We start from the raw sequence: 24,371 nt of genomic DNA, 5'->3' as shown, positions 1-24,371 counted from the left end.
TTCCGCGCCCGGCCCCTTCGTTCACCCGGTCAGGCGCCCGGTCACGTGTCGTCGCCGACCGTGATCTCCTCCGTACGCGGCGCGGGCACCGCCGCAGCGGGGGCCGCGTTCGCGTCCGGCTTCATGTTGCCGAGCAGCTGACGGGCCAGCCCGAGACCCGCACCGCCCATCGTGAGCGCCTTGGCGAACATCTCCGCCATCCCGTCGGCGCCGTTGAGCAGCACCATCTGGTCGACGTTGCCGAACGCCGACGCACCGGCCTCGACGATCTCCGGCCACTTCTCGGCCAGCTGCTGCGCGACCACGGCCTCCTGGTTCTCGGCGAGGGCAGCGGCCCGCGCCTTGATGGCCTCGGCCTCGGCGAGACCCTTCGCCCGCGTCGCCTCCGCGACCGCCAGACCCCTGGCGTGCGCCGCGGCCGCCTCCGCCTCACCCGTCACCCGGGTGGCCGTCGCGGTCGCCGCACTCGCCAGTTCGGTCTGCTTGGCCTCGGCCTCGGCGGCCAGGATCCGGGCGTCGCGCTCGGCCGCCGCCAGCGTCCGCTGCTCGTACGCGCGCGCGTCGGCCGGCTTGCGGACGTCCGCCTGGAGCTGCTGCTCCCTGCGGTCGGCCTCCAGCTTGGCGACCCGGGTCTCCTCGACCACCACCTCCTGGCGGGCCGCGGCGTCGGCCAGCGGACCCGCCTGCCGGGCCTTCGCCGCCGCCTGGTCCCGCTCGGCCTGGTAGCCGGCCTGGAGGATCTCGCTGTCCCTGGTCGCCTCAGACATGCGCGCCGCGGCCATCTGCTCCGCCTCGGTCGCCCGCCGATTGGCTTCCGCCTGCGCGATACGGGCATCGCGCTGGACGGCCGCCGCGTGCGGCGCGGCCAGGTTCTTGATGTAGCCGGTGGGGTCCTCGATCTCGTGGATCTGCAGCGAGTCCACGATCAGACCCAGCTTCTCCATCTCCGTGCCACAGGCCTGCCGGGCCTGCCCGGTCAGCTTCTCCCGGTCACGGATCATGTCCTCCACCGTCAACCCGCCCACGATGGAGCGGAGATGACCGGCGAAGACGATGTGCACCCGCTCCGACATCAGCTTCTGCTGATCGAGGAAGCGGCGGGCGGCGTTGGCGATCGACACGAAGTCGTCGCCGACCTTGAAGATCACGACACCCCGCACCTTCAGCGGAATGCCCTGGTGCGTGACGCAGTCCACGGACAGCTGGGTCTCGTTGAGGTCGAGTGACAGCTTCCGCACCGCCTGGACGCCGGGGATCACGAGCGTGCCCCGTCCGGTGACGATCCGGAAGCCCATGCCTTCGCCGAGGCCCTCCGTCTTGTGGTTCGAACCCGAGATGACCAGCGCCTCGTTGGGCTCGGCGACGCGCCACATCAGTTTGAAAAGAGCGATCAGAACGACGACGGCGCCTGCGACGGCGCCCGCCAGGATCCCGAGGCTCATGGGCAAGGTCCCCCTTCACCGGACCCGTGCGGTTCCGGTGAAGGGAGTGTGCGCCCGGGGCGCCCGGCGATCAATGGATCGGTCAACTGTCGTACGCGGCTGTGACATACACGGTGCGTGGAGGGAGATGTTCCACGACCATGACGACCGTGCCGACCTCGATCCGGTCGCCGCCCGAGGCCGGGTACGCGAGGAAGTGCTCGGCGCCGCCGCGGATCCGGACGATCACCTCGCCCACGAGGCCGGGTCCGACGGTGCCGGTCACCCGGCCGAGCAGGCCCACCATCGAAGCGTCGTCCATGACCACACGGTACGTCAGAACCCGCTGCTCCGGGGTCTCGCGGGGGAGCTCTTGGGCCGGCTCGCGGACCAGCTCAGCGCACGCCGCGGATCGGGCGCACCGCGAGCGCGCCGAGCACCGAGAGCACGGCGGCGACGAGGAACAGTGCCGTGTAGCCGCCGCTGAGCGAGACGATCAGCGAGGCGACGAACGGCGCCACGATCTGCGGGCCGGCGTTGGCGACGTTCAGCACGCCCATGTCCCGGGCCGCGTCCTCCGCCCTCGGCAGCACCATCGTCACCAGGGCGGTGTCCACTGCCATGTAGCAGCCGAAACCGAGGCCGTTGACGACGGAGAAGGCGAGCATCGCGGCCCAGCTCGTCGAGACGGCCGGGATGACGAGGGCGACGGCCGCGAGTGCGGCCGAGGCGCCGACGAACAGCTTGCGCCGGTCGAAGCGGTCGGAGAGCCAGCCGCCGAGCACCGTGGAGACCACCATCGCCACCGAGTTGAGCGGCGTCAGAACGGCCACGGCCGCCTCGGCGGTCATCCCGGCGGGCAGGTCGGTGTGGTCCTTGAGGATGTAGAGCTGGAAGCCGGCCACCGCGAAGTAGCCGAGGATCAGCAGCGCGCGGCCGATGAACGCCCAGCGGAAGTCATGGGCCTTCAGCGCGCCGCCGAAGGCCGCGAGCTGCGCCTTCACCGGCATCGGCGCCCTGGCCGGCATCCGCTCCTCGCGGGCGCAGGACGTGAACAGGACGGCGGTCGCGGCGACGATCGCGCCGAAGACCAGGTAGCCGGTGCGGTAGTGCTCGGAGAAGGCCGCGCCGACGAGCGCGCCGATGGTCGAGCCGATCGGCAGGCCGAGGCCCACGGCGGCGGACGCCTTGCCGCGCGAGGTGAGCGGCACCCGGTCGGGCACCACGGAGGTGAGGGCCGCCTGGTAGATGTTCATCACGGCCTGCCCGAGACACCAGGCGATCATCACCAGCAGGATCGTGTGCACGCTGCCGAGCAGCAGCATCACCGGCAGGGCGAGCAGCCCGCCCGCGAGGATCCACGGGTTGCGGCGCCCCGAGCGGTCGGAGAGCGCGCCGGCCACCGGATTGAAGACGGTCGCGAAGATCGCGGAGACACCCGAGACCAGACCGAAGTTGGCCACCTTGTCGGCCGGCGCGATGTCCTCGATCTGGAGCGCGAGGAGCATGCCGGGCACGCCGATGTAGAGCGCGTACATCGCCGTGTTGCCGGCGAGCAGCAGCGGCAGCAGCCCGCGCGTCGGCCGCGGTCCGGCAGCGGAGGCGGGGCCGGCGTCGGCGGCGGCGCCGGGAGCGGCGCCGGGGGACGTGCCGGGGGAGGAAAGGGCCACGGTGCCCTCCTGGGGTGATCGCCCGATGCGGGGCGGGAGGCGGAAATGAACGAGAGGTGGTGCGGGTGGTGGTCCACGGGTCGTCGATGCACGTGGTGACGGCGTGGTGACACGTGTCAGTGACGCGTGTAAACCTTGTGTAGCACTCGATTCCGGCCATCCGCCAGACCCTGCGCCGGATCGTTCTGGAAAGATGCCGAATCGATGAGTCAGTCACCCAAGGCGTCCGCCGGACGCTCCGTCCCCACCAGCGCCGATGTGGCGCGGCTCGCGGGGGTCTCCAGGGCCACCGTGAGCTACGTCCTGAACAACACCGCGGCCGTACGCATCAGCGAGCCCACCCGCCGCCGCGTCCGGGAGGCCGCCGAAGAGCTCGGCTACGTCCCGCACGCGGCCGCCCGCAGCCTGCGCGCCGGCCACAGCCGGACCGTCCTGCTGCCCACCGCCCATGTGCCGGTCGGCCCCCTCTACAGCCGCTTCCTCAACGAGCTCCAGTGGGCCCTGCGCCGGCTCGACTACACCGTGGTGCAGCACGGCAGCGTCGGCCTCGACCCCGACGAGGCCGCCCGCGCCTGGGCCGAGCTGCGCCCGGTCGCGGTGATCTCGCTCGGGCAGCTGGAGCTGACCGCCGCCGGTGTCGAACTGCTCAAGCGGGCCGGCGCCAGGGCGGTCATCTCGCTCGGCCCGCAGCGGATCGAGGGCACCCACGCCCTCGTCATGGACCAGACCCGGGTCGGCCGCGTCGCCGGGGCCCACCTCGTCGAGCGCGGCCGGCGGACCATCGGCGTGGTGATGCCCGAGGAGCCCGGCCTGGAGATGTTCTCCGTCCCGCGCCTGGAGGGCGTACGCGCCGCCGCCGAGGAAGCCGGCGCCGCCGTCGTGCCGCTGCCGCTGCGGTACGAGGAGGAGCCGGCGAACGCGCTCGCCGGCCGCTGGCGCGAGCTGGGCCTGGACGCCGTCTTCGCGTACAACGACGAGTACGCGATGCTGCTCATGCGGGCCCTCCAGGACGCCGGGATCGCGATCCCCGAGGAGACCGCCGTGGTCGGCGCGGACGACCTGGTGCTCGGCCGGCTGCTGCGGCCCCGGCTGAGCACGGTGCACGTGGACATGGTCGGCGTGCGGGAGCTCGCCCAGCTGGTCGACCGCGCGGTCCGCGACCCCGACGCCGCGCCCGAACGGCACGAGCTCCTCGACTCTCGGGTGGTGCACCGCGAGTCCAGCTGAGCGCCGACGGCCCCACCGGCTTAGCGTCGGTCCATGAGCACACACGCCAAGAGGCCACAGCCGAAGGGCGGGCGCCCGCAGCGCTTCGAGATCCTGCTGGTGCCCGAGCACGTGGAGGACCGGGGCGGGGACTCCGTGGAGAACAGCGCCGTCCGCTCGGCGGTCGTCGAGGCGAGCGGACGCATCGGCGAGTCCGGCTATCCGATCTACGAGGGTCACGGCCTGGTCGCCGAGATCGACCCCGAGACGCGGACGGTGGAGAAGCTGCTCGTCGACGGCCGGGAACTCGACTACGGCCTGACCGCGCTGATCAGAGGGCCGGAAACCGCTCGCGGCGGCCCGAAGGGGCGTTGACAGAACGGACGGTCGGGCGGAGACTCGGGCCCGACGGGAGCGAAGATTGTTTCACCAGGCGAACGACGCTCCCGAACCGTCCGTCCAAGGCGCAGGTCACGTGGGAGAGAACCGATGAGCATCCGCGACGTCTACATCGTCGACGCCGTCCGCACCCCGATCGGAAAGTTCGGTGGCGCGCTCTCCTCCGTCCGCCCCGACGACCTGGCCGCACATGTCGTCCGCGCCCTCGTCGACCGCAGCCCCGCCCTCGACCCGGCCCGTGTCGACGACGTGTTCTTCGGCGACGCCAACGGCGCCGGCGAGGACAACCGTGACGTGGCCCGCATGGCCGTGCTGCTCGCCGGGCTGCCCGTCTCCGTGCCCGGCGTCACCGTCAACCGGCTCTGCGGCTCCGGCCTCGAGGCCGTCATCCAGGCCGCCCGCGCCGTCGCCCTCGGCGACGCGTCCGTGGCCATCGCGGGCGGCGTCGAGTCGATGTCCCGCGCCCCCTGGGTGCTGCAGAAGCCGGAGCGCGCCTTCCCGGCCGGCCACCAGCAGCTGCACTCCACCACGCTCGGCTGGCGGATGACCAACCCGCGCATGCCCGCCGAGTGGACCGTCGCCCTCGGCGAGGGCGCGGAACTGATCGCCGACAAGCACGCGATCAGCCGCGAGCAGCAGGACGCCTTCGCCCTCGCGAGCCACCAGAAGGCCGCCGAGGCATGGGCCAAGGGGCTGTACGACGGTGAGGTCGTCCCCTACGAGGGCGTCGACCTGGCACGGGACGAGTGCATCCGCGACAGCACCTCCATGGAGGCCCTGGCCAAGCTGAAGCCCTCCTTCCGCCGTGACGGAGGCACCGTCACGGCCGGCAACGCCTCCCCGCTCAACGACGGCGCCGCGGCCCTCCTGCTCGTCGACGAGGCGGGCCTGCGCGAGACCGGGCGCGAGCCGCTCGCCCGGATCCGTGCCTCCGCCGTCACCGGCATCGAGCCGCAGCTCTTCGGGCTCGGCCCGGTGGAGGCCGTGCGCCGGGCACTGGACAAGGCCGGCCGCGACTTCGCCGATCTGACCACCTTCGAGCTGAACGAGGCCTTCGCCGCGCAGTCCCTCGGCTGTCTCGCCGAGTGGCCGGAACTGGACCCCGCCGTGGTCAACCCGCGCGGCGGCGCCATCGCCGTCGGCCACCCCCTCGGCGCCTCCGGCGCCCGCCTGGCCGGCGCGGTCGCCCACCAGCTCGCCGCGGCCGGCTCCGGCACGGGCCTCGCCGCGCTGTGCATCGGCGTGGGCCAGGGACTCGCGCTGGTCCTGGAGCGCTGACACCCCGCGTACGCCGGAGAGGGCTCCGGGGACACCCGGAACCCTCTCCCGCCGGACCGCGGCCCTGCCTCTGAGCCTGTGACCGCTCCCGAAACTGCTGCTGTGACCGCTCCCGTTACTGCTTCTGGGCCTCGGCGATGGACTTGCGCACCTCGTCCATGTCCAGCTTGCGGGCCTGGCCGATGACGTCCTCGAGGGCCGCCTCGGGCAGCGCGCCGGGCTGGGCGAAGATGGCGACCTTGTCGCGGACGATCATCAGGGTCGGGATCGAGCGGATCTCGAACGCCGCCGCCAGCTCCTGCTGCGCCTCGGTGTCCACCTTGGCGAAGACCAGGTCCTCGTGGCGCTCGGACGCGGCCTCGAAGACAGGACCGAACTGACGGCACGGACCGCACCAGGAAGCCCAGAAGTCGATCAGAACGAAGTCGTTGTCGCTGACGATCTGGTCGAAGTTGTCCTTGGTGAGCTCTACGGTGCTCATGCTTCCTGCCTCTCCGGGGCGGTCTCCTGGCGGTTTCCTCACGGTCCCCTCGGGACCCGCCACGCACAACGGCGTATCGAGCCGCGCTATTCCAGGCCGCGGCCCCCAGACTGGAACCCATGACACTCGAGTACGACGTAGTGGTCCTGGGCGCGGGGCCGGTCGGGGAGAACGTGGTGGACCGGGTCCGGGCGGCCGGGCTCAGCTGCGCGGTGGTGGAGGCCGAACTGCTCGGCGGCGAGTGCTCGTACTGGGCCTGCATGCCCAGCAAGGCGCTGCTCCGGCCCGCCATCGCCCGCTCCGAGGCCCGTAAGGTGCCCGGGCTGCGCGGCCACGCCTTCGGACCGCTCGACGCCCACGAGGTCTTCGCCCACCGCGATTCCGTCGTCGGGAACTGGCAGGACGACGGCCAGGTCGACTGGGTGCGGTCGACCGGCGCCGACCTCTACCGCGGCCACGGCCGGCTGGACGGCCCCCGCCGCGTCGTCGTGCAGGCACCCGAGGGCGACCGTCACGAGCTGACCGCACGGCACGCCGTCGCCGTCTGCACCGGAAGCCGCGCGGTCCTGCCCGAGCTGCCCGGCCTCACCGGCGCCCGGCCCTGGACCAGTCGCGAGGCGACCAGTTCCAGCCAGGTGCCGGACCGGCTCGTCGTCGTCGGCGGGGGAGTGGTCGCGGCCGAGATGGCGACGGCCTGGCAGGCCCTGGGCTCGCACGTCACCGTGCTCGTACGGGGCGGGGGACTGCTGGCCCGGATGGAGCCGTTCGCCGGCGAGCACGTCGCCGCCGCCCTCACCGAACGCGGCGGCGAGGTCCGCACGGGCGTCTCCGTCACCGCGGTGGTACGGGACGGCAGCACCGGCCCGGTCACCGTCGTCCTGGCGGACGGCGACCACGTCGAGGGCGACGAGGTGCTGTTCGCGACCGGCCGCAGGCCGCGCACCGAGGACATCGGCCTGGACACGGTCGGCCTGGAGCCCGGCTCCTGGCTCGACGTCGACGACAGCATGCGGGTGGCCGGATCCGACTGGCTGTACGCCGTCGGCGACGTCAACCACCGCGCGCTGCTGACCCACCAGGGCAAGTACCAGGCCCGGATCGCCGGTGCCGTCATCGCCGCCCGCGCCAAGGGCGCCGCGGACCCCGCCCCCTGGGGCCCGCACAGTGCGACCGCCGACCACGCCGCCGTGCCCCAGGTCGTCTTCACCGACCCCGAAGCCGCTTCCGTCGGACTCACCCTCGCCGCCGCCCGTGACGCCGGCCACCCGGCCCGGGCCGTCGACCTCGACCTGACCTCAGTCGCCGGTGCGGGCCTCTACGCCAGTGGCTACCGCGGCCACGCCCGCCTGGTCGTCGACCCGGACCGCGAGACCGTCCTCGGCGCCACCTTCGTCGGCCCCGGCATCGGCGAACTCCTCCACTCCGCCACCGTCGCCGTCGCCGGCGAGGTTCCCATCTCCCGCCTCTGGCATGCCGTTCCCGCCTACCCCACCCTGAGCGAGGCATGGCTCCGGCTCCTGGAGGCGTACCGCGACGGAGCGGGCAGCTCATGACCGCGCCGGAGCGCGTCAACGACTACGACGCCTCCTGCGCCCACTGCGGCGGCCCGGTCCCCGCGGGCACCGGGCTGCTGCGGCACGGCTCCAAGGGGTGGGAGGTCTACCACGCGGATCACGCCCCCGAGCCGGGTCCGCCACCTCGCGGTGACCATCCGGGCTGGCACCGGCGCCCGTTGCTCTCGTTGGATATCGGATCCACCGGCCATCGTCCGGCTGTCGACCGGATCCGGTCCGCGGCGCTGCGCGGCAGCGACGGCACGGCTCGCGATTGGGTCCTGGATGTTGGATCCGAGATCCAGCCTTCGAATCCTGGATCCAACCTCCACGGTCTGGGAGCCAACGTCCTGGATCAAGGACCCAACCTTCAGGATCCAGGAGCCGACGCCCCGGACCGTGGATCCGATCTCCCGGATATTGGATCCAGGGCCTCAGACATCGCATCCGAAATCCAGGATCCAACCGCCGCCCTCGACGAACTCGCCACCCTCGTCGCCGCCCATCTCGCAGCCGGTCAACTGCTCGTCGTCTGGTACGCCCCCCACGTCCTCTCCACCCTCCACGCCGAGCTCCTCCGCCACGACCTCGCCCCGCTCACCACCCGCCTCCCCGCCGGCGTCGCCCCGATCTGCGACCCCCTCGTCCTGGACCGTCACGCGGACCGCTACCGCACCGGCAGCCGTTCCCTCCGCTCCGTCGCCGCCTGGTACGGCGTCCCGCACGCCCGCCCCGGCGACCCCGGCTCGGACGCCGAGGCGGCGCTGCTGCTGGCCGAGGAGATCGCCGCCCGCCACGCGCCGCTGGCCCGGCTCTCCCGGCCCGCCCTGCACACCGAGCAGATCCTGTGGCACGCGGAACAGGTGAGCCGTCATCCCGAGTCCGCCGACTGGCCGTTCACCCCGGTGCGGCCGCAGCCGTGGGAGCCCTCGCCGGGCGACGCCGGCGCCTAGGCACCGGCGACCAGCATTCCGCCCATGGCCAGCATGGTCGCCGCAACCAGCCCGTCCAGTACGCGCCAGGCCTTCGGCCGGGACAGGATGCCGCTCAGCAGCCGGGCGCCGAAGCCCAGTGCGAAGAACCAGCTCAGGCTGGCCAGGGCCGCGCCCACGCCGAAGGCCCAGCGCAGGTCGCCGCGGTCGGAGGCGAGGGAGCCCAGCAGCAGCACGGTGTCCAGATACACATGCGGGTTCAGCCACGTCATGGCCAGGCAGGTCAGGACCGCCCGGCGGGCCGAGCCGGCGTCCGGTCCGCCCGCGGTCAGGGCGGCGGACGGATCGGGGCGCAGCACGCGCCGGGCCGCGAGGAAGCCGTAGCCGAGCAGGAACGTCCCGCCCAGCAGGCCGACCGCGGTCAGTGCCGCCGGCCACGCCGTGACCACCGCGCCCACCCCCGCCACGCCGAGCGCGATGAGCACCGCGTCCGACACGGCGCAGATCGCGACCACCGCGAGGACGGCGTGGCGGCGGGCGCCCTGGCGCAGGACGAACGCGTTCTGGGCACCGATGGCCACGATGAGGGAGAGTCCGGTTCCGAATCCGGCGAGTGCGGCGGCGAGGATGCTGCTGGTCATGGCCCCGACCGTAAGGACGAGGGCACTGATGAGTACAGCTAAAGATTCTTAGGTACCCTTAGCCGTACTTATGGACGAGCTTCCCCTGGACCAGGTGCGGACGCTGCTCGCGGTGGTCGACGAAGGCACCTTCGAGGCCGCGGCCGCCGCCCTGCACGTGACCCCCTCCGCCGTCAGCCAGCGCGTCAAGGCCCTGGAGCAGCGCACCGGCCGGGTCCTGCTGATGCGCACCAAACCGGTGCGCCCCACCGAATCCGGCGAGGTGGTGGTGCGCTTCGCCCGCCAGCTGGCGCGGCTGGAACGGGACACCCGCGCCGAACTGGGCCTGGCGGCCGAGCAGGGCCCGGTCCGGATCCCGATCGCGGTCAATGCCGACTCCCTGGCCACCTGGTTCCTGCCCGCGCTCACCCGGGTGCCGCAGAACCCGCCGATCTGCTTCGAGCTCTACCGCGAGGACGAATCCCACACCACCGCCCTGCTGCGCGAGGGCCGGGTGATGGCGGCCGTGACCTCCTCGCCCGACCCGGTGGCCGGCTGCACGGTACGGCGGCTTGGGCTGGCCCGCTACCGGGCCGTGGCCGCGCCCGAGTTCGCCTCCCGTCATCTCACCGGGCCCCTGCCGGAGGACCTCCGGGACGCCCCGACCGTGGTCTTCGACCGGCGCGACGGGCTCCAGGACGCCTTCGTCCGTTCTCTCACCCGGGGCCGTTCGGGCGCCGGGCGGATCCGCCACCTGGTGCCCACGTCCGACGGGTTCCGGGACGCGGTGGCCTTCGGCCTCGGCTGGGGCATGGTGCCCGAACCGCAGGCCGAGCCCCTCCTGCGCTCCGGGAGGCTGGTGGAACTGGCCCCGACACGGCCCATGGACATCCCGCTGTACTGGCAGCAGTGGAAGCTGGACTCGCCGGCCCTGTCCACGGTCGCCGAGGTGGTGGCGACAGCCGCCGCCGAGGCACTGCTGCCGCCCGGCCGGTGACGCGGCACCGGGGGTCCTTCCCCTGGCGGCGGCGCGGCGGAGTCGCCGGTGATCGGCCGGGCGAGTCCTAGCCCGCGTCGACTCGCGGCACCAGCAGTGCCGCCGCTGCCCTCGCCGCCTCCAGCGCGGGCCGCCGGTCCCGGCCCGGTTCCTCGCCCAGGACCACTCGGGTGCTCAACCCGTCAAGGAGCGCGAGGAGTTCGGAGGCGCGGGCGGTGACGTCCATGGCGGCGAAGCGGCCTTGGGTGACGCCCTTGGCGAGGAGCAGTTCCAGGTCCTCGTGCCAGCCCCGGTCGAGTTCGCGCTGGGCGGTGCGGAGTTCCTCGTTGGCCGGGATGCGGGCCCAGAGTTCGATCCAGAGCGTCCAGCGCGGGTCGCGGGGGCCGCGCGGGAGGTAGAGCTCGATGAAGAGGTCGAGGCGGCGGGGCGCGGTGAGGCGGCGGGCGAGGAGGGCGCGGCGTTCCTCGGCGAGGGCCGCCTCGCTCCAGCGCAGGGCGGCGAGCAGGAGCAGGTCCTTGCTGCCGAAGTAGTAGAGGATATGGCCGCCGCTGGTGCCGAGCCGGTCGGCGAGGGCGGACATGGTCAGTGCCGCCAGGCCGTCCTCGGCGATGGCGGTCATGGCCTCCTCCAGCATCCGCTCCTGCGTGATGCTCCCGTCCCGCCGCCGTCCCGCCCGCGCTGCCCCTGCCACCGGTGCCGTGCCCTTCCTGGTCACCCACTGCCGTACGGCACGACCCTAACCGCTTTCCGCCGGGGTCTTGACGCGGCCGGAACCTCTCCCACATCTTGAATGCCGTTCAAGAAATTAGAACGCCATTCAAGAAGAGAGGGGTGCGGTATGCCCGGACACGAGACGACGCCCGACGCGGCCGACGCAGCCGGCACAGCCGGTACAGGGGGCAGAGCGGACACCACCGGCCCGGCGGGCCGCGACGAGGTCTTCCAGGTCGAGGGCCACGGCATCGACCCCATCCCCGACGCCGAGCGCCACGGCGGCGCCAAGGACCTCTTCTGGCTCTGGTTCGGCTCGAACCTGACCTTCACCTACGTCATCAACGGCGCCCTCGCCGTCGCATTCGGCCTGTCCTTCTGGCAGGCCACCCTCGTCGTCGTCCTCGGCGGGCTCTCCTTCTTCGTCATCAGCGCCGCCGGACTCAGCGGCGTCCGCACCGGCACCGCCACCCTCGTCATCTCCCGCGCCGCCTTCGGCGTCCGCGGCAACTGGCCCGCCGGACTGCTCAACTGGGTCGTCAGCATCGGCTACACCATCGTCAACACCGTGGTCGGCACCCTCGCGTTCGAAGCCTTCCTCGCCGACCTCGGCTGGCGCGACGGCCACCTGCCGCGCGCCCTCGCCCTCGCCGTCACCCTCGCGCTGACCTTCGCCGTCGCCCTCTGGGGCCACGCCACCGTCCAGTGGGCCGAGCGCTGGATGGCCTACGTCCTCGCCGTCGGCTTCGCCGCCCTGATCGTCCTCGTCCTGCCCGGCGCCGACACCACCGCCCCCGCCGCCGCGCCCGGCGCCTCCGGCTGGAGCCTGGCCCTCGTCGTGATGCTGGCCGGCCCCTTCTCGTACGTGCCGATGCCCGCCGACTACACCCGCTACCTGCCGCGCACCACCGGCCTTCAGGCGCTCACCTGGAGCGGCGGCCTCGGCGGGCTGGTCTCCTCCGTGGCCCTCGGCATCGCCGGAGTCGCCGCCGCCACCCAGGCCGACATGACCGACGCCGTGGCCGGTACGGAGGGACTGCTGCCGGGCTGGTTCCAGCCGCTGTTCCTCGCGCTCGTCCTCGGCGGCTCGGTCACCAACTCGATCATCACGCTCTACTCCTCCAGCCTGAACCTCCAGGTCCTCGGCATTCCGTGGAGCCGCGCCCGCGCGATCCTGATCAGCGCCGCCGTCACCGCCGCCGGTTCCCTCGGCGCCCTGTTCCTCGCCGACTTCACCACCTCGCTGCTCTCCTTCCTCTCCCTCCTCATCATCGTGTTCGCCCCCTGGGGCGGCGTCTTCCTGGCCGACATGGTGCTGCGCCGCTGCCGCTACGACTCCGCGGCACTGCACGCGCACGGGCACGGCGCCTACTGGTACCGGGCCGGCTGGCACCCGGCGGGCACCGCCGCCCTGCTCGCCGGGATGGCCTTCGCCGCCCTCACCTGCGACTCCGAACTGTGGACCGGACCGCTCGTCGCCCCGCTCGGCGGCGCCGACCTCTCCCTCCTCGGCGCCGTCGTCTCCGCCGCCGTGTACGTCCCCCTCGCCCGCCGCGCCGTCCGGCCCGCCTCCGCCTGACATCCCCACCACCAGGAGAAAGACCCGCATGAACCACCCCGCCGACCTCCTCCTCACCCACGCCCGCATCCACACCGTCGACCCGGCCCTGCCCGAGGCCGAGGCGCTCGCCGTCCGCGACGGACGGATCGTCTGGATCGGCTCCGACGCCGAGGCCGGAGCCTGGGCCGGGCCCGGCACCCGGGTCCTGGACGCCGGCGGCCGGCTCGTCCTGCCCGGCTTCGTCGACGCCCACAACCACGTCCGCCTCGGCTCCGACGACGCCTGCGTCCAGCTCGCGGGCGCCCGCGACCTCGACGAGATCCACGCCCGGATCCAGACCTGGCGCGCCGCCCACCCCGGCGCCGGCTGGATCGAGGCCGAGGCGTTCGACTACTCCGCGATCCCCGGCGGCCGGATGCCCACCGCCGCCGACCTGGACCCGGTCACCGGCGACACGCCCGCCCTCGTCCTCTCGTACGACGTCCACACGGCCTGGCTCAACACCGCCGCCCTGCGCCGTCTCGACGTCCGCGCGGACCGCACCGACCTGCCCTTCGGCACCGCCGTCACCGACCCGGCCACCGGCGAACCCACCGGCTTCGTCAAGGACTTCGCCGTCAAGGGCCTCTCCCGCGAGGGCCACCGCGCGCTGCGCGAGCTCGGCGTGCCGTGGGCCTCGGCCGACCGCCAGTACGGGCGGCTCGCCAAGAGCCTCGACGACGCCATCGGCTACGGCATCACCACCGTCGTCGAGCCCCAGAACTCCCTCGACGACCTCGCCCTCTTCCGGCGCGCCCGCGCCGAGGGCCGGCTGCGCTCCCGGATCGTCGCCGCGCTCTTCCACCCGCGCGGCACCACCGACGCCGACCTGGACGAATTCGCCGCGGCCGCCGCCGAGTTCGCCGACGAACGGCTGCGCGTCGGCCCGCTCAAGCTCTACATCGACGACGTCGTCGAACCCCGCACCGCCGCCCTCCTCGAACCGTACGCGGGCTGCGGCCACCACCGCGGCGACACCTTCTACCCGCCGGAGGAGTTCGCCGAGCTGCTCACCCGCCTCGACGCCCGCGGCTTCCAGTGCTTCGTGCACGCCACCGGCGACCGGGGCATCCGCACCGTCCTGGACGCCGTCGAGCGGGCCCGTGCCGTCAACGGCCCGCGCGACGCCCGCCACCAGATCGTGCACGTCGAATGCCTCGACCCCGCCGACACCCCGCGGTTCGCCGCGCTCGGCGTCACCGCCTGCATGCAGCCCCGGCACGCCGCCCCCGACATCGCCGGTCCCGGCCAGGACTGGGCCGAGAACATCGGACCCGAGCGCTGGCACAAGGCGTGGCCGCTGCGGAGTCTGCACCGCGCCGGGGCCCTGCTCGCGCTGTCCAGCGACTGGAACGTCGCCGAGATGGACCCCATGATCGGCATCCACGCCGCGGTCACCCGCCGCCCGCCCGGCGGTGGCGCGGCCTGGACCGCGGAGGAGACCATCGACGTCACCACCGCCGTCGAGGGCTACACGATGGGCTCCGCCCGCGCCAACTTCCTGGAGCACGAACGGGGTTCGCTCACCGTCGGCAAGCTCGCCGACTTCGTCGTGCTGTCCCGCGACATCCTGCGCGTCGAGCCCGACGCCATCCCCGGCACGGTCGCCGAGACGGTCGTCGTCGGCGGCGAGGTGGTGCACACCGCCTGAACCCGGCTCCGGTTCGTGAACACCCGGCCGTACCGGCGAACCCCGTAAACGGAATGGTGGGCTCGGTTTTCGGGAGCCTAAGGTTCCCGTCGTGATTGAAAATGCGACTACCGATCCCATCGCTCCCTTCGCCCCCGTGCTCACCCGGCACAGCGAGGCCGAGACCTGCGCCGACCCCAGCAGTGTCATGACGTTCCTGGCCGACTCGCACCAGACCGCCGACGGTTTCACCAGCTACCGTTCCACCTTCGCCAAGGGAGCCGTCGGCGCGCCCGCGCACTTCCACACCAGGGCGACCGAGCTGTTCTTCGTCATCAGCGGCTCCCTCCAGGTGCTCGTCGGCGAGGAGATCACCGTCCTCGACGCCGGCGACTTCCTCGCCGTGCCGCCGCACACCCCGCACGCCTTCGCCGCCGCACCCGGCCGCGAGGCCGACGTGCTGTTCGTCTTCACCCCCGGCATGGGCCGTTTCGACTACCTGCGCCTGCTCGGCCGCGTGACGCGCGGCGAGGCCGACCCGAAGGAGATCGCCGCGTCCGCCGAGCGGTACGACAACCACTACGTCGACAGCCCGGTCTGGCGCGCCGCCCTGGAGGCGTCCGCGGAGGCGTCCCCGGAGGGATCCGCGTGATCGACGCCACCACCCACGTCCGCGTCGCCCGTCCCTCCCGGGACCTCGCCGCCGCCGAGCGGTTCTACGTCGACGGCCTCGGTCTCGACGTGCTGTGGCGCGAGAACGCCCCCGCCCCCGGCGAGCACGAACTGCTGATGGTCGGCCCGGCCGGCGGCGGCTGGCACTTCGAGCTGACCCTCGACCCGGCCGCCGAACCGCCCCTCGTACCGACCCCGACCGTCGACGACCTCTTCGTCGTCTATCTCGGCCGGCCGGTCGAGGACGCCCTGATCGACCGTCTGATCGCCGCCGGGGGCACCCGGGTGACGTCCCACAACCCCTACTGGGACGAGTACGGCGCCACCGTGGCCGACCCGGACGGCTACCGGCTCGTGCTCTGCTCCCGCACCTGGGGCTGAGCCCGCGGAGAGGCCGGCAATCGGCACGTGCGCTCGCGTACGCGGCACGTGCGCGGCCGGAACCGGCCGCCCGGTCCGGGAAAGCGGGCAGGAACCTCCGTCCAGGGGGTTCCCCCGCCACCCGACCAGGTGAAGCATGCCGTTTCGGTGACGCGGACGCCGCCGAGTACGACAGGTTCGCACCACCATGTCCTCGGCGGGGCACGTTCCGGTCTCGCCCCACGCGCGCACACGAGAGTGGAGACGATGACCGGCAGACGCAGGACGCTTGCCAGAATCCTGACGATGTGTCTGATCCTCGGCACCGGCGGCGCGTTGTCGTCGGCCGCCGCCACCACGGCTGCCGGCGCCGCCGAGGCGGCCCCCGGCGCCCCGGCAGACGATCGGGTCGCCGCCGATCAGAACACCATCTCCACCGACAACCTGCGCACCGGCTGGGACCGCAACGAACCCGGTCTCGCCCCCGGCCAGGTCTCCAGCTCCGACTTCGGCCAGCAGTTCTCCACCACCGTCGACGGCCAGGTCTACGCCCAGCCCCTCGTCGTCGGCGGCACCCTCGTCGTCGCCACCGAGAACAACAAGGTGTACGGGCTCGACCCGGCCTCCGGGAAGACCAACTGGACCAGGAACCTCGGCGCGCCCTGGCCCGCCTCCGCGATCAACTGCGGCGACCTCGTCCCCAACATCGGCGTCACCTCCACCCCCGTCTACGACCCGGCGAGCGGCTCCCTCTACCTCACCTCCAAGGTCAACGACGGCGCCGACACCCAGCACCCCAGCTGGTACGTGCACGCCCTCGACCCCGCCACCGGCGGCGAACGCAGCGGCTGGCCCGTCAAGGTCGCGGGCGCCCCCACCAACGACCCGGGCCGCTCCTTCAACCCGTACACCGCGGCCCAGCGCCCCGGGCTGCTCCTCATGAACGGCTCCGTGTACGCCGGTTTCGCCTCCCACTGCGACCGCGGCCCGTACGTCGGCTACGTCCTCGGCGTCAACACCAGCACCCGCAAGACGACCCTGTGGGCCACCGAGGACTCCTCCGCCGACGGCAAGGCCGGCATCTGGCACAGTGGCGGCGGCCTGGTCTCCGACGGCGCCGGCCGGATCCTCTTCACCACCGGAAACGGCGTCACCCCCGCGCCCGGCCCCGGCAAGATGCCGCCCGGCCAGCTCTCCGAGTCCGTCGTCCGGCTCGGCGTCAACAGCGACGGCACCATGTCCGCCCAGGACTTCTTCGCCCCGAGCAACGCCAACCAGCTCGACCTCAACGACACCGACCTCGGCTCCGGCGCCCCCGTCGGCCTCCCCGACAGCTACTTCGGCACCAGCGCCCACCCCCACCTCCTCGTCCAGATCGGCAAGGACGGCCGGCTCTTCCTCCTCGACCGCGACGACCTCGGCGGCCGCAGCCAGGGACCGAACGGCACGGACAAGGTGCTCGGCGCCTTCGGACCGTACGAGGGGGTCTGGGGCCACCCGGCCGTGTACGGCGGCGAGGGCGGCTACGTCTACACCGTCGGCTCCCGCGGCCCGCTGCGCGCCTTCCAGTACGGCCTCACCGGCGACGGAAAGCCCGCGCTCACCAACACCGGCCGCAGCCCCGAGACCTTCGGCTACACCTCCGGCTCGCCCGTGCTCACCTCCACCGGAACCAACGCCGGCTCCGCCCTCGTCTGGTCGATCTACTCGGACGGCGCCAACGGTGCGAACGGCCAGCTCCGCGCGTACGACGCCGTCCCCGTGAACGGCACGCTCAAGCTGCGCTGGTCCGCGCCGATCGGCACCGCGTCCAAGTTCGCCACCCCCGGCACCGACGGCGGCCGGGTCTACGTCGGCACCCGTGACGGCCACGTCCTCGCCTTCGGCCGCCCCGCCAACGCCGCGCTCAACAGCAACCCCGTCGACTTCGGCAAGGTCGCCGTCGGCAGCACCGGAAACGCCACGGCCACCGTCACCGCGACCCGTGACGTCACCGTCAACTCCGCGAGTACCCCGTCCGGCAGCGCCTTCTCCGCCAGCCCGAGCGGACTGCCCCGCACCCTGCACGCGGGCGACACCTACTCCGTACCCGTCTCCTTCGCGCCGACCACGCCCGGCTCCGACAGCTCGGTGCTCACCCTCGTCACCGACCTCGGCGAGAGCGCCGTCGGCCTGACCGGTTACGGCACCCGGCCCGGCCTCCACGCCTCGCCCGCGTCACTGGACTTCGGCACAGTCGCCACGTCCACGAGCAAGTCGCTCGGCATCACCTTCACGAACACCGGCACCGGGCCCGAGACCGTCTCCGCGTCCGCCCCGCCCGGCGCGCCGTTCAGCGCGACCGGCCTCCCGGCCAACGGCACCGTCGTCCAGCCCCAGCAGTCCGTCTCCGTCCAGGTGACCTACACCCCGACGGCCGACGGCACCGACTCCGGAAGTCTCTCCGTCACCGGCCAGAACGGCACGGCGACCGTCGACCTCAAGGGCACCGCCGTCACCGGCCAGGCGAAGCTGACCCTGACCCCGACCTCGACCGACTTCGGATCCGTGAAGGTGGGCCAGTCCCTCACCAAGACCTTCGACATCAGCAACAGCGGCAACATCCCCCTCACCGTCACCAAGGCCAAGGCGCCCGCGGCCCCCTTCCAGGTCAGCACCCCCATCAGTGAGGGCCAGGTGCTCAACCCCGGCGACGTGATCCACCAGGCCGTCACCTTCGCGCCGACCTCCGTCGGCACCGTGAACGCGAGCTACGAACTCACCGCCGACGACGGCCAGGGCGCCATCGCGGAGGGCCTCACCGGCACCGGCGCCGCCGGCACCGGCGTCACCGTCCCCGGCCCCAACGCGGGCGGCTGGAGGCTCAACGGCAACGCCCAGATCTCCGGCACCGACCTCCAGCTCACCCAGGCCACCGCGAACCAGCGCGGCACCGCCGTCTGGCCCGTCCCGGTGCTCACCGACGGCCTCAAGGCCACCTTCACCACCGTCATCGGCGGCGGCACCGGCGCCGACGGCCTCGGCTTCGCGCTCCTCGACCCGGCCAGGACCACCCCGAGCGCGCTCGGAGCCCTCGGCGGCGGCCTCGGTTACAGCGGCCTGCCCGGCGTGGCCGTCACCTTCGACACGTACGACAACGGGACCAACGACCCCTCGGCCAACTTCGTCGGCATCGCCACCAGCGGCAGCGGCTCCAGCCTCACCTACGCCTCGACCACCACCAACGTCCCCAACCTGCGCTCCGGCACCCATGCCGTGACCGTCGCCGTCACCGGCAAGACCCTCACGGTCTCCGTCGACGGCACCCAGCGGCTCAGCACCAGCGTGGCCTCGCTCCCGCCCAGCGCACTCCTCGCCTTCACCGGCGCGACCGGCGGCAAGACCGACATCCACGCCGTCCGCAGGGCGACCGTCACCGCCACCGCGTACGCCGTTCCGCCGCCCGGCCCCAACGGCTGGACGTACAACGGCAGCGCCGCGATGTCGGGCACCAGCCTCGAACTCACCCCGCTCCAGACCTACCAGCGCGGTTCGGCCGTCCAGGCCACCGCCGTGCCCTCGGCCAACCTCAGGGCCCGCTTCACCGCCACCATCGGCGGCGGCACCGGCGCCGACGGGATGACCATGATGCTCCTCGACGCGAGCAAGGCCACGCCGAAGGCGCTGTCCGCCAACAGCGGCGGCAGCCTCGGCTTCGCCGGACTGCCCGGCGTCGCCGTCACCCTCGACACGTACGACAACGGCGCGGGCGACCCCTCGGCCAACTTCGTGGCGGTGGCCACCGGCGGCAGCGGCTCCACGCTCACCTACGCGGCCACGGCCACCAACGTGCCGAACCTGCGCTCCGGCAGCCACACCGTCGACGTCGTCGTCACCAGTACGGGCCGTCTCCAGGTCAGCGTCGACGGCACCCGGGTCATCGACGTCGCCGTGACCCTGCCCAAGAACGTCCTGGTCGGCTTCAGCGGGGCGACCGGCGGAAGCACCGACCGCCACACCGTCACCGGGGTGCGGATCGGCTACTGACAGCGGCAGGGCGACAGCGCGGTGACGCGCGTACGGGCGGCGGCGGCCTCATAGGCCGTCGCCGCCCGTACGCGCGTCACCCGCCACCGCCGGACGAAGGTCCGGCCGCCGTCACGCCGCCCGACGACCGGGTCGGCGCGGGCGGGTGGGCGAAGGCCCGGCGCCGTCCGCCGGCCCGGTCGGCGCGGGCGGGTCAGAGCCGCGCGAGGATCTGCTTCAGCCGGTCGATCTCGGCGGTCTGCGTCCGCACCACGTCGTCGGCGACCCGCTTGGCCTCCGGGTCGCTGCCGCTCTGCTGCTCCGTCTTCGCCATGGACACCGCGCCCTCGTGATGGGCGATCATCAGCTCGGCGAACTTCCTGTCGAAGCCCTTGCCCTTCGCGGCGGCCAGGTCCTTCATCTCCTGGTCGGTCATCATCCCGCCCATGCTGTGGCCGCCGCCGCCCATGGACTCCGGCTTGCCCCAGCTCTTGAGCCAGGACTTCATCTTCCGGATCTCCGGGTCCTGGGCCTTCTCGACGTCCCCGACGATCTTCTTGATCTCTGGGTCCTGGGCGCGGGTGTCGGCGAGCTTCGCCATCTCCAGGGCCTGCTCGTGGTGCGGGATCATCATCTGGGCGAACATCACGTCGGCGTCGTTGAACGTGCCGGTGCCCTGTTCGCTCCCGTCGGTGGAGGCCGTCGCGCTCGCGGTCGCCTTGCCGCCGTGGTCCATGCCGGCCATGGAGTCGCCGTCGGAGCCGCCGCAGGCGGCGAGCAGCAGCGCGGCGGCGGCCAGGCCACCGGTCAGGGCGAGCTTGCGGGCGGTGCGGTTCTCGAAGGTCATGAGGGCACGCATGTGGATCACACCTCGTGTGTGTCGGTGGTTCTGGGGTGGTGTCGTACGCGTATGCGGGCAGCGTGAGGCGCCCGCGTGACGGCGGTACGGCCTATGTCCGCAGGATCGACAGCGAGGCGAGGTCGGGCGGCCGGGGCGGCGGCGCGTTGGGGGCGAGGGCCGGGCGCAGCCGGGCCGGGAGCGGCGCGGTGCGGTCCGGGCGGCGAGCGAGGGCGGCCCGGACGAGCCCGGCGAGCAGCCAGGCACCGAGGACGGCCACGCAGAGCGTGGTCATGTCCATCCCGGTTCCGGAGTCGTGGGAGGAGGGCGCGGAGTCGGCGGGGTGGGCCGGAGCGGAGGCGTGTGTCATGGCGCCGCCGTCCATGGCGGCGGCCGGGCCCTCGGGGTGGCCGACCGAATGCATCACGAAGACGCCGAGCGCGAGCACGACGACGAGCAGCAGATGCGCCAGGGCGGCGTTGTGCCGCTCTCGTCCGGTGTGCACCGCGAAGACCTCCTCCGCTCCTCTCGGGCCGACCCTACCGGACACCCCGCGGATACCCCACGTGGGTACCTGTCGGCGAACCGCCCGAGGCCCCTGGAGCGCGCGGAGGCCGGCGGACACCCCGCGTCTTCAGGGTGTCCGCCGGCCTCCTCCTTCAGGCCCCGGCGGCCGCTCGTGTCACTCCGGCAGGTCGCCGACCATCGCGCCGGCCAGGCGCAGATGCGGCGCCGCCTCGTCGCTCCGGCCCTGCCGCTCCAGGGTGCGGCCGAGCATCAGCCGGGCGTAGTGCTCGACGGGGTCGCGCTCCACGATGACCCGCAGCTCCTCCTCGGCCCGGCCGAGCTGGGCCGAGTGGTAGTAGGCCCGGGCGAGCAGCAGCCGCTGCGCCGTCTGCTCCGGGTGCTCGGCCACCAGGCCGCGCAGGATCCGGGCCGCGGTCAGATACTCCTTCGCCTCGAAGAACATCTGCGCGCGGTCCCAGCGGTCGGCTGCCGTGCCGAACTCGTAGTAGGTCTCGTCGCTCACCGGGCCTCGTTTCTCCTGTCGCTGTGCTGACGGCTGCAACAACACCCGATGGTGGTTGAACATTCCATCAATATTGTGGTGCGGGTCCCCGCCCCACGGCGCCCCGACAGGAATAGGTTGAGCGCCATGAGCAATCTTGATCGCCAGGCCGCCCTCCAGGTCTGCGGCGGCCGGGGCTTCGTGGTCGCCGAACCGGTACGGGAACTCCTCAGTCCCCGCCACGTCCAGCTCGGCGAATCCACCGAGGTCCGCCGACTGCTCCCCAACCTGGGCCGCCGCATGGTCGGCGCCTGGGTCTTCGTCGACCACTACGGTCCCGACGACATCGCCGACGAACCCGGCATGCAGGTCCCGCCCCACCCCCACATGGGCCTGCAGACCGTCAGCTGGCTCCACGAGGGCGAGGTGCTGCACCGCGACTCCACCGGCAGCCTGCAGACCGTCCGACCGCGCGAACTCGGCCTGATGACCTCCGGCCGGGCCATCTCCCACTCCGAGGAGAGCCCCAGGACGCACGCCCGCTACCTGCACGGCGCCCAGCTCTGGGTGGCCCTGCCCGACGCCCACCGGCACGTCGAGCCGCACTTCCAGCACCACGCCGAACTCCCGCACGTCGCCGCCCCCGGCCTCACCGCCACGGTCATCCTCGGCGAACTCGACGGCGCCGCGTCCCCCGGCACCACGTACACCCCGATCGTCGGCGCCGACCTCGCCCTCGCCGCCGGCACCGAGACCCGGCTGCCGCTCGAACCCGACTTCGAGTACGCGGTCCTCGCCATGTCCGGCGAGGCTCATGTCGACGGAGTGCCCGTCCTCCCCGGCTCGATGCTCTACCTCGGCTGCGGCCGCACCGAACTCCCGCTGCGCGCCGTCTCCGACGCGGGCCTGATGCTCCTCGGCGGCGAGCCCTTCGAGGAGGAGATCGTCATGTGGTGGAACTTCGTGGGCCGCACGGACGAGGAGATCCGTCAGGCGCGGGAGGACTGGATGTCGGGCGACCGCTTCGGTGAGGTGAAGGGGTACGACGGAGGCCGGCTCGATGCCCCGGAGGTGCCCCCGACCCAGCTGAAGGCCCGGGGCAGGGTGCGCTGACGCGCGCGGCCTGCCGAGATCATCGGCTTGAAGGGGCCGTCAGCGAGTCGGCCGAGTGCGACCGGACACGCTCCCCGGGGCACCGGGCCTGCCATGCCGGCACGGGCCGGACCGTCCGGCCGAGGCGCGGGCTTTGGCCGTATGCCTTCGTCGCGGCTAGGGTGTGCCGCCGTACTCGGCGGATCGCTCCCCTGAAGAAGGTGGGAATGGGGCTCAAGGACGCAGACCACGCGGATCTGGTCGTCGCGGCGCAGGCCGGTGACGATCGGGCGCGCGAGGAACTCATCGCCGCGTACCTGCCGTTGCTGTACAACATCGTCGGGCGAGCGCTGAGCGGACATGCCGACGTCGACGACGTCGTGCAGGAAACCCTGCTGCGTGTGGTGCGCGACCTGCCCGCCCTGCGTGCCCCGGAGAGCTTCCGGTCCTGGCTGGTGTCGATCACGCTCCGCCAGATCAACACCCACTGGCAGCGGCAACACGCCCTCGCCGACCGGACCACGGTCATCGACGAGGCCCGCCGGATACCGGACGCCGCCGCCGAGCCCGTGGACGTGACGATCCTGCGGCTGCACGTGTCGGACGAGCGGCGCCGGGTCGTCGAAGCCGGCCGGTGGCTCGACCCGGACCACCGGATGCTGCTGTCGCTGTGGTGGCAGGAGTGCGCCGGCCTGCTCAGCCGGGAGGACATGGCCGCCGCGACCGGGCTCACGGTCGCGCACGTCGGAGTGCGCCTGCAACGCATGCGCGAGCAGCTGGAACTGTGCCGGACGATCGTCACCGCGCTGGAGGCCGATCCGCGCTGTCCGCAGCTGGACGGGACAGTCGCCGGCTGGGACGGTCACCATGCGTCGGTGTGGCGCAAGCGGATCGCGCGGCACACACGCGACTGCCCGGTCTGCACGGCGACGTCGGCAGAACGGGTTCCGGCCGAACTGCTGCCCCTCAGCCTCACGACGCTGGCCGTCCCGGCCGCACTGATCGCCGCGCTGGCCGCCAAGGGCTTGCTGTCGGGTACGGCGGCGAGCGCCGCCGGGCTGGCCGCGGCCGCCCCCGTCGCCGTCGGTACGACGACGGGGGGAAGCGGCCTGCACGGCGCTCTGATCGGCAAACTCCAGACGGTGACCGCTCATCCGCTGGTGAGCCTCGCGACCGGCGCGGTACTCATAGCCGGGACCGCCACCTACGCGACCTGGCCCGAACCGGCGCCTCGAGTGCCCGGCGTCACCGCCGCTCCCACGGTCGGCACTCCCACGCCCCTTCCGTCGCGCACCACCACCTCGGCCGGCCCGTCGCCGGCGAGTCCGTCGCCGGCGAGTCCGCCCTCGGTCGGCCCGTCCGCCGTTCCGGGCACCGTTCCGCTGGGCGCACAGTCGCTGGAGTCCGCGGACAGTCCCGGCCTGTTCGTCACGTACACGGGCGATTTCGCGGCGCTCGGCAGCGTCGCCGCGTCCGGCAGCGCGCAGGCACGTCAGCGGGTCACCTTCACGGTCGTCGGGGGACTGGCCGACACGCGGTGCGTCACCTTCCGCGCCGCGGACGGCCGGTATCTTCGCCACTCCTACCTGCGGCTGCGGCTGAGCACCGACGACGGCAGCGCACTGTTCCGTGAAGACGCCACCTTCTGTCCGCGTCCCGGGGCGGTCGCCGGGTCCGTGACCCTGCACGCGCACAACTACCCGGGATCGGTCCTCCGTCACCGCGACGGCGGCATCTGGCTCGACGGCTCCGACGGCACGCGGGCCTTCGCCGGCCAGGCCTCCTTCATCGTGCGCAGCCCCGGGGCCTGAGCACCGCTCCTCGGGCGATCCCGACCGAGTCGCACAGTCACAGCCGGTGCTCGGGCGCGACCAGGCCACGGCGTCCGGCATAACAC

The 24,371-nt window shown here is 72.9% G+C and carries 22 protein-coding genes; 13 read left to right on the top strand and 9 right to left on the bottom strand.

The window, feature by feature from the left end; all coding sequences use genetic code 11:
- Positions 1 to 41 precede the first annotated feature (41 nt).
- The 3 genes from ACWEV0_RS10020 to ACWEV0_RS10010 all read right to left on the bottom strand — a co-directional run bounded on the left by ACWEV0_RS10020 (position 42) and on the right by ACWEV0_RS10010 (position 3,091).
- Positions 42 to 1,442: a flotillin family protein gene (locus ACWEV0_RS10020; protein WP_453148087.1), complete on the bottom strand. Its 1,401-nt coding sequence runs from the start codon at positions 1,440 to 1,442 to the stop codon at positions 42 to 44.
- An 82-nt stretch (positions 1,443 to 1,524) separates the two neighbouring features.
- Positions 1,525 to 1,743, bottom strand: coding sequence for a hypothetical protein (locus tag ACWEV0_RS10015; protein WP_453148085.1), 219 nt, complete (start codon positions 1,741 to 1,743; stop codon positions 1,525 to 1,527).
- 73 nt (positions 1,744 to 1,816) lie between these two features.
- Positions 1,817 to 3,091, bottom strand: coding sequence for an MFS transporter (locus ACWEV0_RS10010; protein WP_453148083.1), 1,275 nt, complete (start codon positions 3,089 to 3,091; stop codon positions 1,817 to 1,819).
- A gap of 204 nt (positions 3,092 to 3,295) precedes the next feature.
- Between ACWEV0_RS10010 and ACWEV0_RS10005 the strand changes: the two genes are divergently transcribed.
- The 3 genes from ACWEV0_RS10005 to ACWEV0_RS09995 all read left to right on the top strand — a co-directional run bounded on the left by ACWEV0_RS10005 (position 3,296) and on the right by ACWEV0_RS09995 (position 5,974).
- On the top strand, positions 3,296 to 4,318 hold the full coding sequence (locus ACWEV0_RS10005; RefSeq protein WP_453148081.1) for a LacI family DNA-binding transcriptional regulator: 1,023 nt from the start codon (positions 3,296 to 3,298) through the stop codon (positions 4,316 to 4,318).
- A gap of 33 nt (positions 4,319 to 4,351) precedes the next feature.
- The gene (locus ACWEV0_RS10000) at positions 4,352 to 4,672 is read left to right on the top strand and encodes a hypothetical protein (protein WP_453148079.1); all 321 of its coding nucleotides are present in this window, start codon (positions 4,352 to 4,354) and stop codon (positions 4,670 to 4,672) included.
- 114 nt (positions 4,673 to 4,786) lie between these two features.
- Positions 4,787 to 5,974 carry a thiolase family protein gene (locus ACWEV0_RS09995; RefSeq protein WP_453148077.1) on the top strand — a complete coding sequence of 396 codons (1,188 nt, stop codon included), beginning with the start codon at positions 4,787 to 4,789 and terminating at the stop codon, positions 5,972 to 5,974.
- A 115-nt stretch (positions 5,975 to 6,089) separates the two neighbouring features.
- On the opposite strand, the gene trxA is transcribed toward ACWEV0_RS09995, so the two are convergent.
- The gene (trxA, locus tag ACWEV0_RS09990; RefSeq protein ID WP_453148075.1) at positions 6,090 to 6,455 is read right to left on the bottom strand and encodes a thioredoxin; all 366 of its coding nucleotides are present in this window, start codon (positions 6,453 to 6,455) and stop codon (positions 6,090 to 6,092) included.
- Between the two features lie 119 nt (positions 6,456 to 6,574).
- Here trxA and ACWEV0_RS09985 point away from each other — a divergent pair, with 119 nt between their 5' ends.
- Both ACWEV0_RS09985 and ACWEV0_RS09980 read left to right on the top strand, forming a co-directional pair.
- Complete coding sequence (locus ACWEV0_RS09985) at positions 6,575 to 8,008, top strand: dihydrolipoyl dehydrogenase family protein (RefSeq protein ID WP_453148073.1); 1,434 nt, start codon at positions 6,575 to 6,577, stop codon at positions 8,006 to 8,008.
- A complete protein-coding gene (locus ACWEV0_RS09980) occupies positions 8,005 to 8,961 on the top strand; it encodes a hypothetical protein (RefSeq protein ID WP_453148071.1) in 957 nt (318 codons plus the stop codon). The genes ACWEV0_RS09985 and ACWEV0_RS09980 overlap by 4 nt, the downstream gene beginning before the upstream one ends.
- On the opposite strand, the gene ACWEV0_RS09975 is transcribed toward ACWEV0_RS09980, so the two are convergent.
- Positions 8,958 to 9,581, bottom strand: a complete 624-nt coding sequence (locus ACWEV0_RS09975) for a LysE/ArgO family amino acid transporter (RefSeq protein WP_453148069.1) — start codon at positions 9,579 to 9,581, stop codon at positions 8,958 to 8,960. The genes ACWEV0_RS09980 and ACWEV0_RS09975 overlap by 4 nt on opposite strands.
- Positions 9,582 to 9,651: 70 nt before the next feature.
- Between ACWEV0_RS09975 and ACWEV0_RS09970 the strand changes: the two genes are divergently transcribed.
- The gene (locus tag ACWEV0_RS09970; RefSeq protein WP_453148067.1) at positions 9,652 to 10,557 is read left to right on the top strand and encodes a LysR family transcriptional regulator ArgP; all 906 of its coding nucleotides are present in this window, start codon (positions 9,652 to 9,654) and stop codon (positions 10,555 to 10,557) included.
- Positions 10,558 to 10,624: 67 nt separating this feature from the next.
- On the opposite strand, the gene ACWEV0_RS09965 is transcribed toward ACWEV0_RS09970, so the two are convergent.
- Positions 10,625 to 11,191 (bottom strand): TetR/AcrR family transcriptional regulator, encoded by a 567-nt coding sequence (locus ACWEV0_RS09965; protein ID WP_453148065.1) that lies wholly within the window; start codon positions 11,189 to 11,191, stop codon positions 10,625 to 10,627.
- A gap of 204 nt (positions 11,192 to 11,395) precedes the next feature.
- Between ACWEV0_RS09965 and ACWEV0_RS09960 the strand changes: the two genes are divergently transcribed.
- From ACWEV0_RS09960 to ACWEV0_RS09940, 5 genes are all read left to right on the top strand, one after another.
- Positions 11,396 to 12,847: a purine-cytosine permease family protein gene (locus ACWEV0_RS09960; RefSeq protein ID WP_453148063.1), complete on the top strand. Its 1,452-nt coding sequence runs from the start codon at positions 11,396 to 11,398 to the stop codon at positions 12,845 to 12,847.
- 28 nt (positions 12,848 to 12,875) lie between these two features.
- Positions 12,876 to 14,519 carry an amidohydrolase gene (locus ACWEV0_RS09955; RefSeq protein WP_453148061.1) on the top strand — a complete coding sequence of 548 codons (1,644 nt, stop codon included), beginning with the start codon at positions 12,876 to 12,878 and terminating at the stop codon, positions 14,517 to 14,519.
- Between the two features lie 91 nt (positions 14,520 to 14,610).
- Positions 14,611 to 15,150, top strand: coding sequence for a cupin domain-containing protein (locus ACWEV0_RS09950; RefSeq protein WP_453148059.1), 540 nt, complete (start codon positions 14,611 to 14,613; stop codon positions 15,148 to 15,150).
- The gene (locus tag ACWEV0_RS09945) at positions 15,147 to 15,551 is read left to right on the top strand and encodes a VOC family protein (RefSeq protein ID WP_453148057.1); all 405 of its coding nucleotides are present in this window, start codon (positions 15,147 to 15,149) and stop codon (positions 15,549 to 15,551) included. Before ACWEV0_RS09950 ends, ACWEV0_RS09945 begins: the two co-directional genes overlap by 4 nt.
- A gap of 285 nt (positions 15,552 to 15,836) precedes the next feature.
- Positions 15,837 to 19,556 carry a choice-of-anchor D domain-containing protein gene (locus ACWEV0_RS09940; RefSeq protein ID WP_453148056.1) on the top strand — a complete coding sequence of 1,240 codons (3,720 nt, stop codon included), beginning with the start codon at positions 15,837 to 15,839 and terminating at the stop codon, positions 19,554 to 19,556.
- A gap of 193 nt (positions 19,557 to 19,749) precedes the next feature.
- On the opposite strand, the gene ACWEV0_RS09935 is transcribed toward ACWEV0_RS09940, so the two are convergent.
- The 3 genes from ACWEV0_RS09935 to ACWEV0_RS09925 all read right to left on the bottom strand — a co-directional run bounded on the left by ACWEV0_RS09935 (position 19,750) and on the right by ACWEV0_RS09925 (position 21,343).
- Positions 19,750 to 20,394 carry a DUF305 domain-containing protein gene (locus ACWEV0_RS09935; protein WP_453148054.1) on the bottom strand — a complete coding sequence of 215 codons (645 nt, stop codon included), beginning with the start codon at positions 20,392 to 20,394 and terminating at the stop codon, positions 19,750 to 19,752.
- A gap of 91 nt (positions 20,395 to 20,485) precedes the next feature.
- Positions 20,486 to 20,878, bottom strand: coding sequence for a DUF6153 family protein (locus tag ACWEV0_RS09930; RefSeq protein ID WP_453148052.1), 393 nt, complete (start codon positions 20,876 to 20,878; stop codon positions 20,486 to 20,488).
- Positions 20,879 to 21,055: 177 nt separating this feature from the next.
- Positions 21,056 to 21,343: a tetratricopeptide repeat protein gene (locus ACWEV0_RS09925; protein WP_453148132.1), complete on the bottom strand. Its 288-nt coding sequence runs from the start codon at positions 21,341 to 21,343 to the stop codon at positions 21,056 to 21,058.
- Positions 21,344 to 21,529: 186 nt separating this feature from the next.
- On the opposite strand from ACWEV0_RS09925, the gene ACWEV0_RS09920 reads away from it, so the two are divergent.
- Together ACWEV0_RS09920 and ACWEV0_RS09915 are read left to right on the top strand one after the other, a co-directional pair.
- Positions 21,530 to 22,495, top strand: a complete 966-nt coding sequence (locus ACWEV0_RS09920; RefSeq protein WP_453148050.1) for a pirin family protein — start codon at positions 21,530 to 21,532, stop codon at positions 22,493 to 22,495.
- A 206-nt stretch (positions 22,496 to 22,701) separates the two neighbouring features.
- Positions 22,702 to 24,285, top strand: coding sequence for a sigma-70 family RNA polymerase sigma factor (locus tag ACWEV0_RS09915; RefSeq protein ID WP_453148048.1), 1,584 nt, complete (start codon positions 22,702 to 22,704; stop codon positions 24,283 to 24,285).
- Positions 24,286 to 24,371 lie beyond the last annotated feature (86 nt).

The organism is Streptomyces sp. NPDC003943, assembly GCF_053605265.1.
This window is presented reverse-complemented; position numbering and strand designations above follow the sequence as displayed.

What these genes read in the sequence shown, in the direction of transcription:
- ACWEV0_RS10020 (WP_453148087.1), bottom strand. Translation starts at nt 1,442, where the DNA reads ATGAGCCTCGGGATCCTGGCGGGCGCCGTCGCAGGCGCCGTCGTCGTT.
- ACWEV0_RS10015 (WP_453148085.1), bottom strand. Translation starts at nt 1,743, where the DNA reads ATGGACGACGCTTCGATGGTGGGCCTGCTCGGCCGGGTGACCGGCACC.
- ACWEV0_RS10005 (WP_453148081.1), top strand. Translation starts at nt 3,296, where the DNA reads ATGAGTCAGTCACCCAAGGCGTCCGCCGGACGCTCCGTCCCCACCAGC.
- ACWEV0_RS10000 (WP_453148079.1), top strand. Translation starts at nt 4,352, where the DNA reads ATGAGCACACACGCCAAGAGGCCACAGCCGAAGGGCGGGCGCCCGCAG.
- ACWEV0_RS09995 (WP_453148077.1), top strand. Translation starts at nt 4,787, where the DNA reads ATGAGCATCCGCGACGTCTACATCGTCGACGCCGTCCGCACCCCGATC.
- trxA (WP_453148075.1), bottom strand. Translation starts at nt 6,455, where the DNA reads ATGAGCACCGTAGAGCTCACCAAGGACAACTTCGACCAGATCGTCAGC.
- ACWEV0_RS09985 (WP_453148073.1), top strand. Translation starts at nt 6,575, where the DNA reads ATGACACTCGAGTACGACGTAGTGGTCCTGGGCGCGGGGCCGGTCGGG.
- ACWEV0_RS09980 (WP_453148071.1), top strand. Translation starts at nt 8,005, where the DNA reads ATGACCGCGCCGGAGCGCGTCAACGACTACGACGCCTCCTGCGCCCAC.
- ACWEV0_RS09975 (WP_453148069.1), bottom strand. Translation starts at nt 9,581, where the DNA reads ATGACCAGCAGCATCCTCGCCGCCGCACTCGCCGGATTCGGAACCGGA.
- ACWEV0_RS09970 (WP_453148067.1), top strand. Translation starts at nt 9,652, where the DNA reads ATGGACGAGCTTCCCCTGGACCAGGTGCGGACGCTGCTCGCGGTGGTC.
- ACWEV0_RS09965 (WP_453148065.1), bottom strand. Translation starts at nt 11,191, where the DNA reads ATGCTGGAGGAGGCCATGACCGCCATCGCCGAGGACGGCCTGGCGGCA.
- ACWEV0_RS09960 (WP_453148063.1), top strand. Translation starts at nt 11,396, where the DNA reads ATGCCCGGACACGAGACGACGCCCGACGCGGCCGACGCAGCCGGCACA.
- ACWEV0_RS09955 (WP_453148061.1), top strand. Translation starts at nt 12,876, where the DNA reads ATGAACCACCCCGCCGACCTCCTCCTCACCCACGCCCGCATCCACACC.
- ACWEV0_RS09940 (WP_453148056.1), top strand. Translation starts at nt 15,837, where the DNA reads ATGTGTCTGATCCTCGGCACCGGCGGCGCGTTGTCGTCGGCCGCCGCC.
- ACWEV0_RS09935 (WP_453148054.1), bottom strand. Translation starts at nt 20,394, where the DNA reads ATGCGTGCCCTCATGACCTTCGAGAACCGCACCGCCCGCAAGCTCGCC.
- ACWEV0_RS09925 (WP_453148132.1), bottom strand. Translation starts at nt 21,343, where the DNA reads ATGTTCTTCGAGGCGAAGGAGTATCTGACCGCGGCCCGGATCCTGCGC.
- ACWEV0_RS09920 (WP_453148050.1), top strand. Translation starts at nt 21,530, where the DNA reads ATGAGCAATCTTGATCGCCAGGCCGCCCTCCAGGTCTGCGGCGGCCGG.
- ACWEV0_RS09915 (WP_453148048.1), top strand. Translation starts at nt 22,702, where the DNA reads ATGGGGCTCAAGGACGCAGACCACGCGGATCTGGTCGTCGCGGCGCAG.